This window comes from Bacillus sp. AFS098217 (assembly GCF_002551815.1).
Taxonomy (GTDB): Bacteria; Bacillota; Bacilli; order Bacillales; family Bacillaceae_G; genus Bacillus_A.
The window spans coordinates 1-17,101 of record NZ_NVPR01000025.1; the positions used below are offsets into that span (position 1 = coordinate 1).

Consider the following 17,101-nt stretch of genomic DNA (forward strand, 5'->3'; position numbering starts at 1 on the left):
GAAGAATTAAAAGAACAAAAAAGACAATTGAAAATTCAAAAACGGAAAGCAAAACATCGAGGGAAATAAAAGAACATCCGCCAATTTGGCGGATGTTCTTTTATCTTCAGGAATTAGTTTATTGTGAAAACTCTCTATTAGGGGTCACCTTACATGGCGCTCAACTTAAGAGATTTTAATACCTTTAAATACAAAAAAACGTTATCCTTTCTAAACAAGCTAGATTAGAAAGGATGACATTTTTTATGAATCTCTCGATTCAAGATGAACTACAACCATTTGCGGAAGAATTACAACGATATGTTACACCTGTATTTTTAGAAGAACTTGCAAGAGAACTTGGGTTTGTAAAGCGAAAACGTAAGTTTTCTGGCTCAGACTTAGCCACCATTTGTATCTGGGTTAGTCAACGAGTCGCAAGTGATGCCTTAGTCCGATTATGTAGTAGGCTTCATGCTGCGACAGGCACTTTACTTAGCCCTGAGGACTTAAATAAACGCTTAAATACAAAGGCAGTTTTATTTTTACAACATATTTTTTCTTTACTGTTACAACAAAAAGTCTGTGAACAAACACAAATTTCTAACCATCTTTTCTCTTATTTTGGGCGAATCCGTATCCTAGATGCCACCATATTTCAAGTGCCAAATGCTTTAGAGAATACATATCCAGGCTCTGGAGGATGTGCCCAAACAGCCGGAATCAAAATTCAATTAGAATATGATCTGCACAGTGGGGAATTTCTTAACTTTCAAGTTGGACCAGGGAAAAATAATGACAAAACATTTGGTACGGAGTGCTTAGATACCTTACGACCAGGAGATTTATGTATTCGAGATTTGGGTTATTTTTCATTGGAAGACTTAGATCAAATGGATCAACGAGGTACATACTATATTTCTCGTTTAAAATTAAATACGAATGTATATGTGAAAAATCCAGATCCAGAATACTTTAAAAATGGTGCTATTAAGAAACAATCGGAATACATACAAATCGATGTGAAACAGCTTCTAAACCAACTACAGCCCGGAGAAACATTTGAATTAAAACATGCCTATATTGGTGATAAACAACAACTGTTTGCGCGTGTTATTTTTAATCGATTAACAGAAAAACAACTTCAAAAACGACGAGCGAAGATCGCGGAAAAAGAAAAATCCAAAAATAGAACGTACTCAGAGAAAAGTAAAGTTGTAGCGGGATTAAACGTGTACGTCACAAATACACCTTGGGAATGGGTTCCGATGGAACAGGTACATGAGTTATATACTTTGCGTTGGCAAATAGAGATTGTCTTTAAAACGTGGAAATCACTCTTCAAAATAGATCATTATCGTAATGTAAAACAAGAACGATTAGAGTGCCAACTATATGGAAAGCTAATCGCTATTTTCCTGTGCTCCTCTACTATGTTTAAAATGCGTCAACTTCTTTTACAAAAGAAGAAAAGAGAATTAAGCGAATATAAGGCAATAGGGATGATCCAAGATTATTTATATCTTCTGTATCAAGCTATACAGAAAAACACCCAAGAAGTAACAAAGATTCTAATCCGCCTATTCCACCTACTACAGAAAAACGGGCGGAAATCTCATCGATATGAGAAGAAGACAGTCTTTGATATTATGGGTGTTATCTATGAGTATAGTGGATTTAGAAAACAAAAGAAAGCTGCATAATCTTTAAAAATAATACCTACCTAGGTTTATTTGGCATGCTCATTTTTAAGGGAAAAAAGTGTTTTAAGAGTTTTTTAGTTTATTTGAACGAAAGTTCATTTTGTTTTCGTTCTTAAGTTGATGGGCATGTGTCGTACACCACAAAAATGAACTATCCAGTATACAGGATTTAAGGGGGAAAAATGTTGCTTTTAGCGATCCAAGCAGTTATTCTGGATATATTTTTGTGCGAAAAAAATTAGCTGAATTAAGTGAAACACCGGAGCATTTCTTTAATCGTTATGTTTTTACATATAATCATGAAAGCTCCCTAAGTGCTGTGATAAATGGGGTTGTTGATGCTGCAGCTGTTGATAGCTTAGTCTTTGAGCGTACTAAACTTAAAAATCCAGAACTGATTAAGGATTTAAAAATTATTGCAAAAACGGAACCGATTGGTACCGGTCCTGTTGTCATCAACAGTAATTTACCTGATGAAGAGAAGCGAATTATCAAAGAAAGTTTCATTTCTATGCACGAACAAGAAATAATAAAACCAGCGTTTCAGGGGCTGTTTATTGATCGTTTTGTTCCATTTGAACCAAAGTTATATGAGGGTCACTTATGAAATGGATGAATAAATTACAAATAAACCAAAAGATATTTGGAGCTATATTCGTTTCGCTACTCTTTCTCGCTCTAGTATTGGGAGGTATCATTTGGGAATCACTCACAAAAATCATGACAGAGGACCTAAAAAAACGTGGTGTAAATATTGCCGAAAATATTGCGGCATTGTCCTCGGATTACATTTTGACTGACGATTACTATTCGATTCATCTTCTCATTACCCGGGCACAGGAAGCTAACAAAGATGTGCGTTATATACTGGTCATTAATAATAATAATGTCCTTGTCGGAAATACATTCTCCAAACACCTACCGAAAGGAATATTAAACGCACATAAGCCTAATGATATCAATACTGAAAATTACGCTATTCTAACTTCAGATGAAGGAAACATTCATGACATACTTGTTCCAATTGAAGATGGAGATGTGGGATTTGTTAGAGTTGGAATGGCAGAAAAACAAGCGAAAAGCTATATTTTTACTAAAATAATAGAATTGGTTGTTGCTACATTTTTGGTCTGTATGGGAGCGGCAGGTATAGCTTATTATGTGACTCGCATTATTACTCGACCAATTAACAGTTTAGTTGATACAGCCGCAGGTATATCAGCTGGTAATTTATCCTTAAGAGCTAAAGCAGTAGGTGACGATGAAGTTGGAAAACTAGCACGGGCTTTTAATGAAATGGCTGACAATCTGATTAGTTCTAGGACTGCAGTAGAAAAATTATTGATGGAACTTCAAGAAAAGGATGCTCTTCGAGATACGTTGATTTTGAAACTATTATCCGCTCATGAGGAGGAGAGAAAAAGAATTTCTCGTGAACTTCATGATGAAACAAGCCAAGCCCTTACTTTTCTAATGGTTACAATGCGTATTTTGGCTAATGAAGCTAAAGATGCCGAGCAACAGGAGCTACTTAATGTAAGTCGAGAGACTGCAGCCGGTATTTTACGAGAAATTAGAGATTTAGCGGTAGAATTAAGGCCACCTATCCTTGATGATATAGGTTTAATTCCCGCATTAAGAAAATACGTAAGAAAGTTTGAAGAAAAATTTTCTCTTACGGTAATTCTACATGCTCCTGATGATGACGTTGCTGCCATAGATAGCCATACTGCTGTAGCACTTTACCGAATCGTTCAAGAAAGCCTTACCAATGTAGTGAAACATACAGTAGCGACTGAGATTGTGATTAACATGGAGATAAGGGATTATTCTATCGAGTTGAACATTCATGATAATGGTCAAGGTATAAATGAGAACGATTTTGAAAAAGCTCGCCAGCAAAGTCGAATCGGAATATATGGAATGAAGGAAAGAGCAGAATTACTAGGTGGTTCATTTTTTATTAGAACTCACAATATCGGTGGGACTGAAGTTATGGTGTCGATCCCATTAAAACGGAGAGAAGGGTGTCAAGATGGAAAAGACAATCAACATAATGCTAGTTGATGACCACGCTTTGATGAGAGCGGGTTTAAAACTACTATTACAAAAAAGGCCATCCTTAAAAATTGTAGGTGAAGCCTCTGATGGATTTGAAGCACTCCGACTTTACGACAATTTAAGGCCCGATATTTTGATATTAGATATATCTTTGCCACGCGTAGGTGGAATTCAAGTTCTAACAGAGGTTAAATCACGTTATGAACAAGCGAAAGTCATCGTGCTTACCATGCATGAAGATGAGGACTATATAACATTAATCATGAACGCAGGGGCTTCAGGTTACGTCCCTAAAGCAGCTGTAGATGAGGAATTATATAATGCTATTGATTCTGTTATGGATGGGTATATATACCTTCGCCCAAAGGAAATTTCAACTATGCTAAAAAAAATGCAAAACGAAACAGATTCTCAAAATCCGTATGTAATTTTAAGTCCACGTGAACGAGAGGTATTGCAACTTCTTGTTCACGGTTTTTCACTGTCTGAAATTGCTCAAAAATTAACTATCAGTATAAAAACGGTTGATACTCATAAGACGAGAATGTTGAACAAACTTAATCTTTCTAAAAAAAGTGAACTTGTTCAATATGCCATAAAGTATAATTTAATAAATATAACAGGATAACTAAAATAGTTATTTAAAAAGATGATATGGAATTGAGCTTTCATATCATCTTTTAATGTTGTCTAGTATACTGAATACGTTTTTTGATTTTTGTGTATTTCCCTGTAATTTATTACAATATAAGAATGTATAATAAATGATAGAATTATTAACATATTGAAAAATGAAAGGGGTAAAAATAATGGAGACTTGTGCAGATGTTTTAATCGTTATCGATTTACAAAATGGCGTATGTTACAGCGAAGATCATTTATTTGATTTACAAAATTTACTCACTAAAGTAAATAATAGAATTGCCTTATATAGAGAATTACATAAACCAATCATTTTTGTTCAACACTGTGATGAAGAATTAGTACCTGGAGAAGAACTTTGGGCTATTAATGCCAATCTAGATGTTCAAGAACAAGATTTTTTTGTAAGAAAAATACATGCAAATTCTTTTTACAAAACGAACTTAAAAAATCTTTTAGACCAATTAGCTGTACATCGTATTGAATTTTGCGGCGCCCAAACAGAATACTGTATGGATGCTACGATTAAATTTGCTCATGGATTGGGATACGAAAACTTCATGGTACAGAAAGCAACCTCTACTTTGAATAATCCATTTATGTCTGCAAAAGAGACGATTGATTTTTATGAAAATATATGGAACCACCGATTTTTAAAATTGATAGAAGATGAATCTTAGAATACCAAAAACCCCTAATTTCAATCAAAAGGCAGGGGTTTTTATCATTTTAATAGACTTAGAGAAATGAATAAACTTTTGTTGCTTATTCAAGAAAAACATCCGTTTATTTAAATACATTTTTTTACAATCTTAAAAATAAAAATTCAATGAACGAACACCCTATTTATATAGTTCATTCTTTTCTTTAAGCACTACACTACATTCTTTCATTCGAGAGCCGACCATTTACGTTTACTCAATTATAAAGTTAATTTCCCGCCATGATAACAATAGTACGTTTCAGCTTTCAGATTTGTAATCTTTTCTAAAGACTGCTCTGCTTTCTCAGCATCTAAACAAAAGTGCGGATTCGCAATGACCAATTCATGGTTCTCATTAACAGCTGCATCACCTGTAATGACACTTTTTAAACTTGGAAAATATAATGAAATATGTCCTGAAGTATGCCCTGGTGTTGCTACTACTCTACATTTATTACCTAAAATCATATCACCATCATGCACCTTTTCATCAATGGGAACGTGCTTCAAATTCTTTAATTGTTGCACAAACCATTTACCAAATTCGATTTCTTCATTTGGCATATTTTCCAGCATTTCTTCGGCTTGAACCAATCTTTCTGACTTCATTTCACCACTAATGTACTTTGATTCCATTTCACTAGCTATAATGTTAATCCAAGGATACTTTTCTTTGAAATCATATAAAGAACCTATATGATCGTCATCATAGTGAGTCATAATTATATTCTTTAAATCCCTCATCTCATATCCATTTTTTAAAATTTCATTTTCAATTAAAGGTAAAAAATTTATATACCCTGTATCGACCAATGTTAGTTCATTATTCAATACAATTAAGCTTGGATAAATGGAATTTTTTTGTCCATTAAATTCAAATTCAATTGGCAGTTCTATTATCTTCATCTTTCTTCCTCCATTTTTTATTGAGCCTTTACTTCACTCATTAAAGCATGGGTATTCCCTTCTGTGTCTTTAAAGAATGTCATCCATGTTTCTGTTTGTCCCATTTTCGCTACAATATGTGGTTCATCGATGAAAGCAATTCCCTTGCTTAATAGGTCTTCATAAGTCTCTTTCATTTTTTCAACTTGAAAATAGATGACTGAACTAGATTGAGCAAATTCCTCTTTTTCTGCAAGGCTTAAAAATAGACGCAATCCGTTACATTCAAAAAATGCCATGCTGTCAGTATGAAATAAAAGCGATAGCCCTAGTTTTTCTTTATAAAAATTAATTGCTTTATTTAAATCTTTAACTGGCACCCCAATTTGCCCGACCTTCTGAATCATAGTAGTTTCCAATGAAAATCTCCCCTTTCAAATATCATTTCATTCTAAGAATATACAATTACACTTAGTACTTCTTATCCAAAATCACCTTTTTTCGAAATTTAATAGGAGACATCCCAACATGCCGCTTGAACATTTTGCTAAAAGATACAGGATTTTGTAATCCTAGTTCAAATGTTATATCAGTCATACTGAAATCTAGTTGTGCTAAAAGCTTCTTCGCTTTTAAAATTCTAAACTCAGATATATGCTGATGAGGTGTTTTACCATATATTTGTGAGTACGTTCGTAACAAATGGTTTGGCGACAAACAAGCAATTTGGGCAATTTCATTCAATTTAATGGGTTTATCATAATAAGACCTTATATAATCATGGGCGATACTAATCCTTCTATACAATTCTTCACGTGTAGAATTACGTATTGCACTTAATGATTCAACTTCTTTCCATGTATTGAAATGTTCCATTAGTATAATTTGCATGAACTTGTGAAATTGTTCTTCATAACCAATTGGATCATTCTCAAGGATAGGTAAGTTCTCCTTAAATTTTGTTATTTGAGACAACAAGGTTTTACTTGTATCATAAGTTTTTTCAAAGAATCCGATGCAACTCTTATCCTTAAAAGGATCGCTAAGAAGTTTATCGTTTGGTTCTCTTAATGAGTGTGAAATTTCCTCTGCAAATCCATCCTTAAAAAAGATACAAAAAGATTCTACTTCCTTATTTTCATCAATTGAAATGGTATAAGGTCCTTCATTAAGAAGTAAATACCTACTTTCTTCGACAGCAAAAAAACCTTTACTCGTCTTGTAATGTGCTTTTCCGTTAGAAAATGTTTTAATCGATAATTGACCGTTTCCCTCCCAGTAAAACTGGTTACTTTTTGCATGTAAAACAAAATTGGTAGAATCTCTATCATTCATAATCCATCTCCATAGGCATGTAATAATAACTTTCAGATAATTCAATTATACATAATAATGGAAGTTAAGTATGAAAACCTGTTACTTTTTATTCAACAATCAAACGTGTTTGCTGAATAAGATTCAGTTCATGGTGTCTTAACTTAACAGTAAGTAGTTCAATTATTGTGGAGAAAATCTAAAATAACGAGCTAAATAACATATTAATTCACATATTAAGTTGCATAGTAAATAATACGCAAAAAAGCTCAAAGTCCCTATGTGACTCTAAGCTTTACTTTTGTATGAGGCTTATTCAATTAAAGCCCCGTTAGTGAATTAATTATTTTCAAAAGAAATATTTAATACTCTGAGAAAATAAAACATAAAAAGCGAAAATTGCTAAAACTAAATCAATTAATGCTAACTTCTTATTCCCATCTTTTAAACTTATGGTAAAACCATAAATACTTCTAACCATCCAAAAAGCCATCAAAAATAACCAACCAAAGTGGTCATTTGTATAGTTTTCATCAAAAAACATTTGGAATGCACCTAAGATTAATAAAATAAGTATGATATTAGTTCCAACCCTTAATGCCCTATTTGATTTATTATTTTTCAATTTATCATCCTCAAATCAACAATCCCTCTTAAACTATCCTGCTTTTTAGCAGAACGAAGACAATTTTGCTTCTCATTATATCCTAACATAAATTACCTAATCCTTCCATTTCCTTTTTAACACCTCGAATGACCACCAAAATAACGAAGTGACAATAGTTGTGGTCATTTCATTAATTGGTATGCAATTTCACTTGTTAATTCAACATCGAAAACAGGATAAACCTTTACATATCAACAAAAAAATCGAGTATAAAACCTTTGTGATTTTATACCCGATTTAACCTGCCATTTATACGGTTTCTCCACGTTATCTGAACTATTTAACTTAACAGGAGTGCCTCTTTTTTGCAGCTTTAAAAATTCTCAAGTAATAAAAATAAACACTTCACTGTTTCTACATTAAACAGTGAAGTGTTTATTTAAGTTATCAGCTGGCATTTGATTCACTCATGACTGAGAGCAAACTTTTATATATACGCCTTTTTCTATTGTTTGTTTTGTACAATATACAAATAATTAATAGTGATTAAAGAGGCTGTCCCGAAAAGTCGTTAAAAAACGACCTTTTGAGACAGCCTCTTAGAACTATAAGGTTAGTCTTTATACATTAAACTTCTTTTAACACCCTAATACCTTTTACTATATTCCAAATAAAATAGTAAATACTTAAGATAAAAGCAATAACAAACGTTCCGATTACTGCAATTCCAAGTGCATTTTCACCTAACGTACTAAATCCAACTGCCCCAGATATAGCAAGACCAATGATGAGTGTTACGAAAGGAATTAGATGTGTCCATAATGCTTTTTTCGCATGATATTTTACTTCCTCTTCTGCTACAAAGTAAATAATGATTGGTAATAGAAATGGTGCAAAGAAGATACTAAAGTAACTTAAAGAAGATAAGATATTATTTGCTTTCATGAGCTTCACCTCTTAAAAATTATTATGATTTCTTATATCCTTATTATCACATTGAAATAGTATATAAACTATCTAATAACCTTACATAAACATGACAGTTTTGTAAGATAGCACATTTTCAAACGTATCCCGGCTGGACGAAGGTTCCGTTTGTTTCAACTCTTAAGTTGATGGATGTGTGGTGCTACCCCATCGCTATCAAGCTAACATTTTGAAGTGCCCCCAAAACCAAAATTTCATTTTTTCATAGGCATATAAATGTCCATGGGAATGTAGTTCATTTTTTCTTTTTGAGGAACAATTAATTTCTTAAGTTGATGGGCATGTGGTGCTACTCCTAATAGGAAAAACGAAAAAACTTTTTTAGGGGAAAAATCAAGATTACAACCAAACTTTTGCTAGTTGAGATACTCCTTTTATTATCTGTTCTTCACATAAATTACCCAATCCAAGTTGAATATGTGGATATTGTGGTATATATTTCGAGAAATATTTTGAGCAAGGATAAACTGCAATTCCGTGTTCATATGCCCTTTCAATTAGCATTTTTTCACTCATTTTTGTTTTAACTTCAATAATAATAAAAATTCCGGAGCTACCACCTTTTATTTCAACATAATTCTTAAAGTGTTTTAGTAATTCCCTATTCAATAGATTCATTTTACGTTTATACAAAGCTTTCATCTTCCTTAAGTGTGAGTACCAATATCCTTCATTCATAAAGGTCGCCAGTGTTCTCTGATGAATAGATGAGGATGTTTGCTCAAGCAAAGGGAGTATCTTTTTATATTCACTTACTAGCCTCCTAGGCAAAACCATATAACTAACACGGATAGAAGGTAGCAGTGCTTTTGAAAAAGTTCCTAAATAAACCACCCTATCATTAGAATCTAAACTTTGAAGAGACGGTATAGGTTGATGGATGTATCGGAATTCACTATCGTAATCATCCTCAATAATATATCCTTCCACCCTTTTTGCCCATTGAATTAACTTTAATCTTTCATTGACGGGGATAGTTACTCCATATGGAAAGTGGTGAGTAGGAGTGACATATAAAAGTCTAGAAGGCGACTTTAAAAGGCAATCGACTTGGATGCCTTGTTCTTTTACCGGGATCGGATCAATGATAAATGACTGAAGAGCAAATAGTTCCCTTGCCACATTATATCCCGGGTCTTCTACTGCCAAATAATGATAGTCTTGCTTTAGCAACAGCGACAAAAGTAATAACAAGTGTTGTGTGCTACTGCCAATAATAATCTGGTCAGCAGAAGTATTAACCCCTCTTGATTGAAACAAGTAATCTGCTAGTACCTTTCTTAATTTAATATCGCCTTGTTTTTCTCCGTATGAAAACATGCTAGAGTCTTTAACGATTTTGTTTGTAAGCATTCTCCATTTTTTCAAAGGGAAGTTCTCTTGATCCACTGTCCCAATCTTAAAGTCAATAGTTTTTATGTCAGTTTGATTTTTTTCGTGATGCTGTTCTCTAATGGGTTCATAATTAAGCGTCTCATCCGATATAGTGGCCTCTACAAAAAATCCCTTTTTGTTCTCACTTCGAATATATCCTTCCGATTGCAATTGTTCATAGGCTACCTGAGTTGTGTTTCTGCTGACCTCTAATTGGAGAGCAAGTTGTCTAATCGATGGCAACTTTGTATTCCTTTCTAATTTACCAGATAAAATCTGAGTACGTATGTATTGATAAACTTGTTGGTACATAGGAATGTTACTCTCTCGATTGATATTAAATATTAGTTCATTCATCATTGAAATACCTCATCTGTCATTTGTTTTTATTATAAACTGTACCTTTTGTAAATGACAAAGAAATTTAATATTAAGTATGAGTACGCAAATAAAATAGCATTAAAACAACGCAGGCATGGGTTTTAATGTTTGTCTGGTGAGAAGAATTTAATATTATATGGGAGGTGGAAATATTGGATAAACCCCGATTATGGACAAGGGATTTTATCAGTATTGCCATTACTAATTTTCTCGTGTTTACAACATTTTTTTATTTATTGGTTACACTGCCGATATATGCTTTACAAGAATTGCATGGTGCCGAATCTGAAGCAGGACTTATTACTACAGTTTTTTTGGTTGCATCCATCCTAACACGCCCATTTGCAGGTAAATGGATCGAAAAGGCAGGAAAGTATATCGTTTTTATAAGTTCCCTCATTGTTCTTTTCGCAGCTTCAATTTTGTATTTTATTCCACAATCTCTGATTGGCTTACTAATTCTTCGCTTTTTTCATGGAATTGGCTTTGGAATGGCCACAACGGCCACTGGAGCAATTGTGGCAGATCTCATCCCGGAATCCCGCAAAGGAGAAGGAATGGGGTACTATGGACTAACGCTAAATCTCGCTATGGCTATTGGTCCCTTTTTGGGTTTGACCGTTATGCAACAAACAGGGACAAATGTAATATTTATCATAAATGCATTATGTGCTCTCTTTACACTCGTTGCAGGATTATTTGTTAAATTACCTAAGAAAGCTTTTATGCCAGAATGGGTAATTGAACGAAAAACAAGTATGAAAATCGGAGATTATTTGGAAACTTCTGCCATTCATGTATCGTTGGTTTCAGCTTTCTTTGGATTGATTTATTCAGGAATTGTTTCCTTTGTATCCATATATGCTAAAGAACAAAATTTAGTGGAAGCTGCTGGTTATTTCTTTGTTGTGTACGCAGTGGTCCTTTTAATTTCCCGACCTTTTACTGGAAAATGGTTTGATTTATTTGGGGCAAATATTATAATTTATCCCGCTATTTTATGCTTTGCAGTCGGTACATTCTTATTGAGTGTATCGAATACGTCATTGTTATTTCTTGCATCAGCAGCCCTTATTGGCGTGGGGTGGGGAACCCTGTTTCCCAGTTTTCAAACCATTTCCATTCAAGTAGCACCTCCTAAAAAGAGGGCATTGGCTACGGCTACATTCCTTTCTATATATGATTTGGGGTTCGACATTGGATCATTTATCTTTGGTATTGCCGCAACTAAAATTGATTATGGATCATTATATTTTTATTGTTCATTCCTTATAATAATCGGAAGTGGTGTTTATTATTTACTACATAGTAGAATATCTTCACGTTCTATTGTGAAAAAGGTAAAGAAAGAGATTTCTTAGGGCGCAATGATTCGTGAATATGTTGCGTTTGTTGTTATGCAGAAGAAACAGCATAAAGAATATGATCGTTTTCACGATATTGCCGTGTATAGTTTATTAGCTTCAGACTGGAAGGAGATTCGATGAATAATACTATTTTTATTACACCATATGAAAGTAAGTATCAATCGGAAGTGGTGGATTTAATTGTTCATATTCAGCAAAAGGAATATAATGTGCCAATTACAAAGGAAGAGCAGCCAGATTTACTAGAGATTGAGGGAATAAAAAGAAATTCTTGCATTATTGCTGGGGATTTAGTTGATAGTTATTATATGTCTAAGATTTTGAAATGTACCTAAAGTAAAAAAAGCGCTATTCTTTCTGTAGAATCATAGGAAAGGATGGCGTTTTTAATATGAACTTATCGATTTCTGATGAACTAGAATTGTTTTCTAAAGAGTTACAACGATATATGTCACAGGATGCTTTAGATTCCGTAGGATAAAATACTATGCCTAATATTAGACAGGAAAGAAATCTTTGTTTTTATAGCATCGAAGTTTATTTTTATCGTTTTGGGGGTAACTTGTTTTCTTAAGTTGATGGGCATATGGTGCTACCCCAGTAGTAGTATCAGTATTTCCAAGTTTCGAAGATTCATTGCATAAATCCTCTAGCTTTTGCACCAGAACAAAAAAGAGACCGTAGCGAAAGTATAAAATACTTTTGCTACAATCCCATTCATCTTCCAACTACTAATTATATAATTTTATTTCTGAGGCTGAAGCAAATCCACTGTGTCCTGATACCACTTCAAGCTTTACATACTGAGCATCTACTTTACTGAAACTTGCATTCTTTGTAAGTTTATCATCTGACCACGTTCCAGTAGCCACCTTTGTAAAGTTAACTCCATCTAGACTTGTGTATATATTATAACTAGTTATGTTACCATTAGAGTTACTGTCTTGTCTTGGAACATAAGTTAATTGTGATATGCTAGTAACTTCATTAAGCTTTATGGTAATGTATGGAGCCTTATCACTGCCATTCCATAACGTATGCCACATTGTTGCACCGTTTCCATCGATTGCATTTGCAGCACCATTATTAGCCGAAACTTCCTGGCTTGAGACACCTGCAACTGATAAGTTTTTGTGCGGTATTAATCCTATTGCAGCAGCATCAGTAAACTTTAAGTTAACAGCATCACTTGCTGGATTTGAACCAACAGCAAATTTTCTAACTGTTAATGTAACATTTCCTGTTAAATCCGGTAAATTAGGAGCAACTGGATTATATTTTGTCCAATGTGAACCTTGGTCTATACTGAATTCCATCGTACCGTCTAGACCAAAAACTAAGTTCTCCTCATCATTTGAAGAAACATTAACTTTACCAGCTTTTCCAATTGGAATTAATAAAGGCTGCTCAGTTCCAATCACTCTTGTTAAAATACCATTCGTTGAATTGATTGCTGAGATCTCTTCATTGCTCAGAAGCATATCATTGCTTGTAGCAGCTTTATACGTTTTTCCTCCATCAATACTGTATTCCGTATCGGGTTTAATTCCCATTAGTTTTCCTGCATTTGCTCCATCAAAACTAAAAGTAGCAAGGCCTAGTCTTAAACTTGGCATTTGATCTTTAATTTTATTAGCTACTTGCTTTTGATTTACATCCGTTATTACGTTAAATACATTTAATATATTTAACGTATACTGTTGAAGTTTTGCTCTATCATCTGTGTTCAGAACATGGCTTCTAATTTGAGTAAGAAGATCCATCATCGGTCTTGGCTCATTAGCAAAAGAAGAAATGATACTGCTGTTTAATTCTTGCCACTCAGCATCTGTTACATTTGGATTTTGTAACATAAGAGAAACGTAATCTTTCCATACTAAAACATTGGTTGGTAAAAGATTAGTAGCTACTTTATAAATTGCAATTTTCTTATCCATTGAATTCATCGCTTTCGCTAACCAGCGTAATCGCTCTGATTTATCTAGTTTTACTGGGGTACGTTCAGCATCTTCAAATAGTAAGATGTAAGGTACTTGATTTCCCAAGCTATTATCTGACCAAGGAATAACAGTTACATCATGACGGCCCGATTCACCCCATCCCGATATATCATTTCCTAAATTCCAAGAAGATGGTTTGTCATTCCATATGAGTGCACAATGCCCAGGTTGTGTAACAGGCATAGCGGCCACACCAAAGGCTTGACTTACTTGCACACCAAACTTCGAAATATTACCGCATACCCCGCCAAATCTGTAAATGGAAGAAAGATTCCAACCTACACCGTAGAATGCATCATTCCCAGCTTGAATGCTAACTCCATCTTTGTTATTTGATACATACTGAATCAAATATGCACTTGTTCCGATCTTATCTTGACTTTTAAGTTCTGGATGTTCCGTATTAATCATGTTTCTTGCCCAAGTTAAATCTTCTTCTGGTGCCCAAGTATTCACTACGGATCTTAAATGCCAAACATCATATGTTCTAAAGACAGGAAATAACTCATTATTTTGATCTGCTGTTTTATAATATTGGTACCTCGTTAATGGATCAATAGGTTTATTATTTGTCCAATATTTTATAGGTTCAGCATGAGCTAACGATGTAGCTATCGCTAATTTTAAATACAATCCTTCATGAGAATCTGCATCCGTATTCCAGATTGTATTCCATATCTCAAGTGCATTTACTGGATTCTTTCCAGTTGGACTGCCACCTTCAAGAAACGTATTCATTACCCCTGTATTTTTCATAACCCAGTTAAGAAAGTTTTGATGGGCAGCATCTTTTTTAGCGAATGTATCCATTGCTGCAGCACCTGTTTGTGATATGAATTGCCACTGAGCCAAAGCTGCTGCAAATACTGGGTCTGTAAGCTTACTTTTCAAATTCGCTTCAGTGGGTTCCCCAACCTTTTCATTTAAATATGTTGTAAGATAACTCAAATGATCTTCAAAATTACCATTTGCAATTGCCTGATCTGTCTTTTGTTTCAATGTTTTTTGAGTCAACGACACCGTTTCAGCTGAAACTTTCGTATAAGGAATCGTAACAAAGCTCCCTGAAATAAGTGACATAGTTAATACTAAAGATAAAGTTCTTTTCAAAATAAGCCCCCCTATTTTTTGTTTTTAAACGATTACCTTTGTGTCTACCCCCTTTCATGTAAAATAATTCCAGTACCTGAAATGACCCTAAAATTTGTAAGATTCGGAATTCTTTTGGCATTTTTCGACAACTGGCTGACATAGTGAGTGAAATACACCTTAGTCCCTATAGCTTTGTGTCATTAGCTTTCACTAATTTCACCTTTACCAAGATGCATCTTTCAGTTTGAATATACCAAAAGTCCAATTATATTTATAGACTTTTGTAATTAATGTAACTATTTTTTTAAAAATTTAATTAAGGCCCGACACGCATGCCAATCAAGCTACCATTTTGAAGTGCCCCAAAACGAAAATTTCATCCTTTCATAGGTGTCCATGTGAATTAAGCTCATTTTTTTCGTTTTGGGGTAATTCTGAATTCTTAAGTTGATGGCGATGCGACGGGACTCCTTAAATAAGAAAATTAACAATTTTAAAAATATATTTGATTATATTTTTAAATCATAATAGCATTTGATATGTAGCAAATATGAATGGAGAAAGGAAAGAGAAACTATGAATATGAAAGTCGAAACCCTTCCACAATACCGTGTTGCCTATGTACGACAAGTTGGTCCATATGGTCCCGCTAACATGCAAGCAATGGAAAAGTTAAAGAAATGGGCTGAGGAGAAAGATCTTATTAAATCGGCAATAATACTTGGAATTCCGCAAGATAACCCTAAAACAACACTTCCTGAAAACTGTAGATATGATGCTTGTATTGTGATTTCAGAAGATTATCAAATTGATGATTCAATTTGCGAAGGTGAACTTTCTGGTGGAAAGTATGTTATTTTCAAAGTCAAACATACAGCGGAAGCTACTCAAAAAGCATGGGCTGAAATTTTTCCAGCTTTACACAACAGTGGATATCAAATTGACAACAAACCGATTTTAGAAAGATACACGAGTGAGATGATTAACAACCATTATTGTGAAATATGTGTACCTGTAAAAGTGTTATAAAAGAAGAAACCATTATATATAAATACAAATTGAAGAACCAACATAAACCCTTTCTTTTCTGTGAAAATAAAATGGGTTTATGTACTATTTAGATTTTGAAAAAGAAACTAAGATCTCCTTTTTGCGTGTGAAACACGCAAAAAGACAATAAGAAAGAAGACTACTGTTCTTTAGATATTTTTTCAGTAGTTTGTGTATATGAAATTGGAAACTGGTCTATGCTAGTAATTTTGAGTATTCAATAAATGCCATTTGTTGTTTCAATATATGGTATATTACCTTAATTACTTTATGCGCAATGGCGATGATTGCTTTTCTCTTTCCTCTTCGTGCAGCTAATGACCAAAATTTCCCTGATAACCATGTTTTCCGCATACGTGAAATAGACCACGCTACTTCACAAAGTGTTGTTTTGATGTGCGGATTTCCTTTTATAGTCCGGGTGCTTTTTTTTTACCGGCACTTTCATGATTGCCTGGTGATACACCTGCCCAAGAGGATAGATGTTGCGCCGAAGGGAATTGGCTCATTTCGATACCAATCTCTGCGATGATGTTTGCGACAGTATTTTTTTTCACACCTGGTATTGTTAGTAAGAGTTCTACTTGTTCCTGATATGGAAGTAAGAGTTCATCTATTCGTGCTTCTAATTGTTCAATGGCCTGTTCAAGAAATAGTATGTGATTCCAAGAATGGCGAATTAAAAAAATTTGATGTGCATTTAATGTACCAAATAGTGAATCTGAAATATCCTGTGCTTTTGGCATCATCTTTTTGTGTATTGTTTCTTCTACATCCTGTGAATTCACATAGCCTTGTTCGACAAGTCGAGTTAATAACTTTCGTCCAGATACACCAAATACATCAGAAATAACAGAACCTAGTTTAATATTGGAACACTCTAATGTTTTTTGGATTCTGTTTTTTTCCGCTGTCATATCACCAATCACTTTTTTTCGACGACGAGTTAAATCACG

16 protein-coding genes, 1 pseudogene and 1 riboswitch are annotated in these 17,101 nt (G+C 33.9%); of the genes and pseudogenes, 8 read left to right on the forward strand and 9 right to left on the reverse strand.

Annotated features, from left to right (window positions below):
• The first annotated feature begins 245 nt into the window (after positions 1-245).
• From COO03_RS06525 to COO03_RS06545, 5 genes are all read left to right on the forward strand, one after another.
• On the forward strand, positions 246-1,682 hold the full coding sequence (locus COO03_RS06525; RefSeq protein WP_097896128.1) for an IS4 family transposase: 1,437 nt from the start codon (positions 246-248) through the stop codon (positions 1,680-1,682).
• A gap of 160 nt (positions 1,683-1,842) precedes the next feature.
• The gene (locus COO03_RS06530; protein WP_230322570.1) at positions 1,843-2,289 is read left to right on the forward strand and encodes a PhnD/SsuA/transferrin family substrate-binding protein; all 447 of its coding nucleotides are present in this window, start codon (positions 1,843-1,845) and stop codon (positions 2,287-2,289) included.
• On the forward strand, positions 2,286-3,749 hold the full coding sequence (locus COO03_RS06535) for a sensor histidine kinase (protein WP_097896130.1): 1,464 nt from the start codon (positions 2,286-2,288) through the stop codon (positions 3,747-3,749). The genes COO03_RS06530 and COO03_RS06535 overlap by 4 nt, the downstream gene beginning before the upstream one ends.
• Entirely contained in the window at positions 3,718-4,371 is a 654-nt protein-coding gene (locus tag COO03_RS06540; protein ID WP_097896132.1) for a response regulator, read from the forward strand. The genes COO03_RS06535 and COO03_RS06540 overlap by 32 nt, the downstream gene beginning before the upstream one ends.
• A gap of 181 nt (positions 4,372-4,552) precedes the next feature.
• Positions 4,553-5,065: a cysteine hydrolase family protein gene (locus COO03_RS06545; protein WP_097896134.1), complete on the forward strand. Its 513-nt coding sequence runs from the start codon at positions 4,553-4,555 to the stop codon at positions 5,063-5,065.
• Positions 5,066-5,307: 242 nt separating this feature from the next.
• Here the strand turns inward: COO03_RS06545 and COO03_RS06550 are convergent, their stop codons facing one another.
• From COO03_RS06550 to pdxR, 6 genes are all read right to left on the reverse strand, one after another.
• Complete coding sequence (locus COO03_RS06550; protein WP_097896136.1) at positions 5,308-5,994, reverse strand: MBL fold metallo-hydrolase; 687 nt, start codon at positions 5,992-5,994, stop codon at positions 5,308-5,310.
• A 17-nt stretch (positions 5,995-6,011) separates the two neighbouring features.
• Positions 6,012-6,392, reverse strand: coding sequence for a VOC family protein (locus tag COO03_RS06555; RefSeq protein WP_097896138.1), 381 nt, complete (start codon positions 6,390-6,392; stop codon positions 6,012-6,014).
• 52 nt (positions 6,393-6,444) lie between these two features.
• Complete coding sequence (locus tag COO03_RS06560) at positions 6,445-7,308, reverse strand: helix-turn-helix domain-containing protein (RefSeq protein WP_097896139.1); 864 nt, start codon at positions 7,306-7,308, stop codon at positions 6,445-6,447.
• Between the two features lie 328 nt (positions 7,309-7,636).
• Positions 7,637-7,912 carry a hypothetical protein gene (locus tag COO03_RS06565; RefSeq protein WP_097896142.1) on the reverse strand — a complete coding sequence of 92 codons (276 nt, stop codon included), beginning with the start codon at positions 7,910-7,912 and terminating at the stop codon, positions 7,637-7,639.
• Positions 7,913-8,521: 609 nt separating this feature from the next.
• The gene (locus COO03_RS06570; RefSeq protein ID WP_097896144.1) at positions 8,522-8,839 is read right to left on the reverse strand and encodes a DUF4870 domain-containing protein; all 318 of its coding nucleotides are present in this window, start codon (positions 8,837-8,839) and stop codon (positions 8,522-8,524) included.
• 381 nt (positions 8,840-9,220) lie between these two features.
• Positions 9,221-10,612: a MocR-like pyridoxine biosynthesis transcription factor PdxR gene (gene pdxR, locus COO03_RS06575; protein WP_176524398.1), complete on the reverse strand. Its 1,392-nt coding sequence runs from the start codon at positions 10,610-10,612 to the stop codon at positions 9,221-9,223.
• 176 nt (positions 10,613-10,788) lie between these two features.
• On the opposite strand from pdxR, the gene COO03_RS06580 reads away from it, so the two are divergent.
• Positions 10,789-11,997, forward strand: a complete 1,209-nt coding sequence (locus COO03_RS06580; RefSeq protein ID WP_097896149.1) for an MFS transporter — start codon at positions 10,789-10,791, stop codon at positions 11,995-11,997.
• A 122-nt stretch (positions 11,998-12,119) separates the two neighbouring features.
• Positions 12,120-12,257, forward strand: a pseudogene (locus COO03_RS26910) (GNAT family N-acetyltransferase); the annotation flags it as partial.
• 477 nt (positions 12,258-12,734) lie between these two features.
• Here the strand turns inward: COO03_RS26910 and COO03_RS06590 are convergent.
• A complete protein-coding gene (locus COO03_RS06590; protein ID WP_097896151.1) occupies positions 12,735-15,113 on the reverse strand; it encodes a discoidin domain-containing protein in 2,379 nt (792 codons plus the stop codon).
• Positions 15,114-15,236: 123 nt separating this feature from the next.
• Positions 15,237-15,326, reverse strand: a riboswitch (cyclic di-GMP riboswitch).
• A 345-nt stretch (positions 15,327-15,671) separates the two neighbouring features.
• On the opposite strand from COO03_RS06590, the gene COO03_RS06595 reads away from it, so the two are divergent.
• The gene (locus COO03_RS06595; RefSeq protein WP_097896152.1) at positions 15,672-16,124 is read left to right on the forward strand and encodes an AraC family transcriptional regulator; all 453 of its coding nucleotides are present in this window, start codon (positions 15,672-15,674) and stop codon (positions 16,122-16,124) included.
• Positions 16,125-16,340: 216 nt separating this feature from the next.
• On the opposite strand, the gene COO03_RS26920 is transcribed toward COO03_RS06595, so the two are convergent.
• Together COO03_RS26920 and COO03_RS06600 are read right to left on the reverse strand one after the other, a co-directional pair.
• Positions 16,341-16,499, reverse strand: coding sequence for a hypothetical protein (locus COO03_RS26920; RefSeq protein WP_154724648.1), 159 nt, complete (start codon positions 16,497-16,499; stop codon positions 16,341-16,343).
• A gap of 56 nt (positions 16,500-16,555) precedes the next feature.
• On the reverse strand, positions 16,556-17,101 hold a 546-nt coding region (locus COO03_RS06600), incomplete at its 5' end, for a transposase (RefSeq protein WP_141539384.1).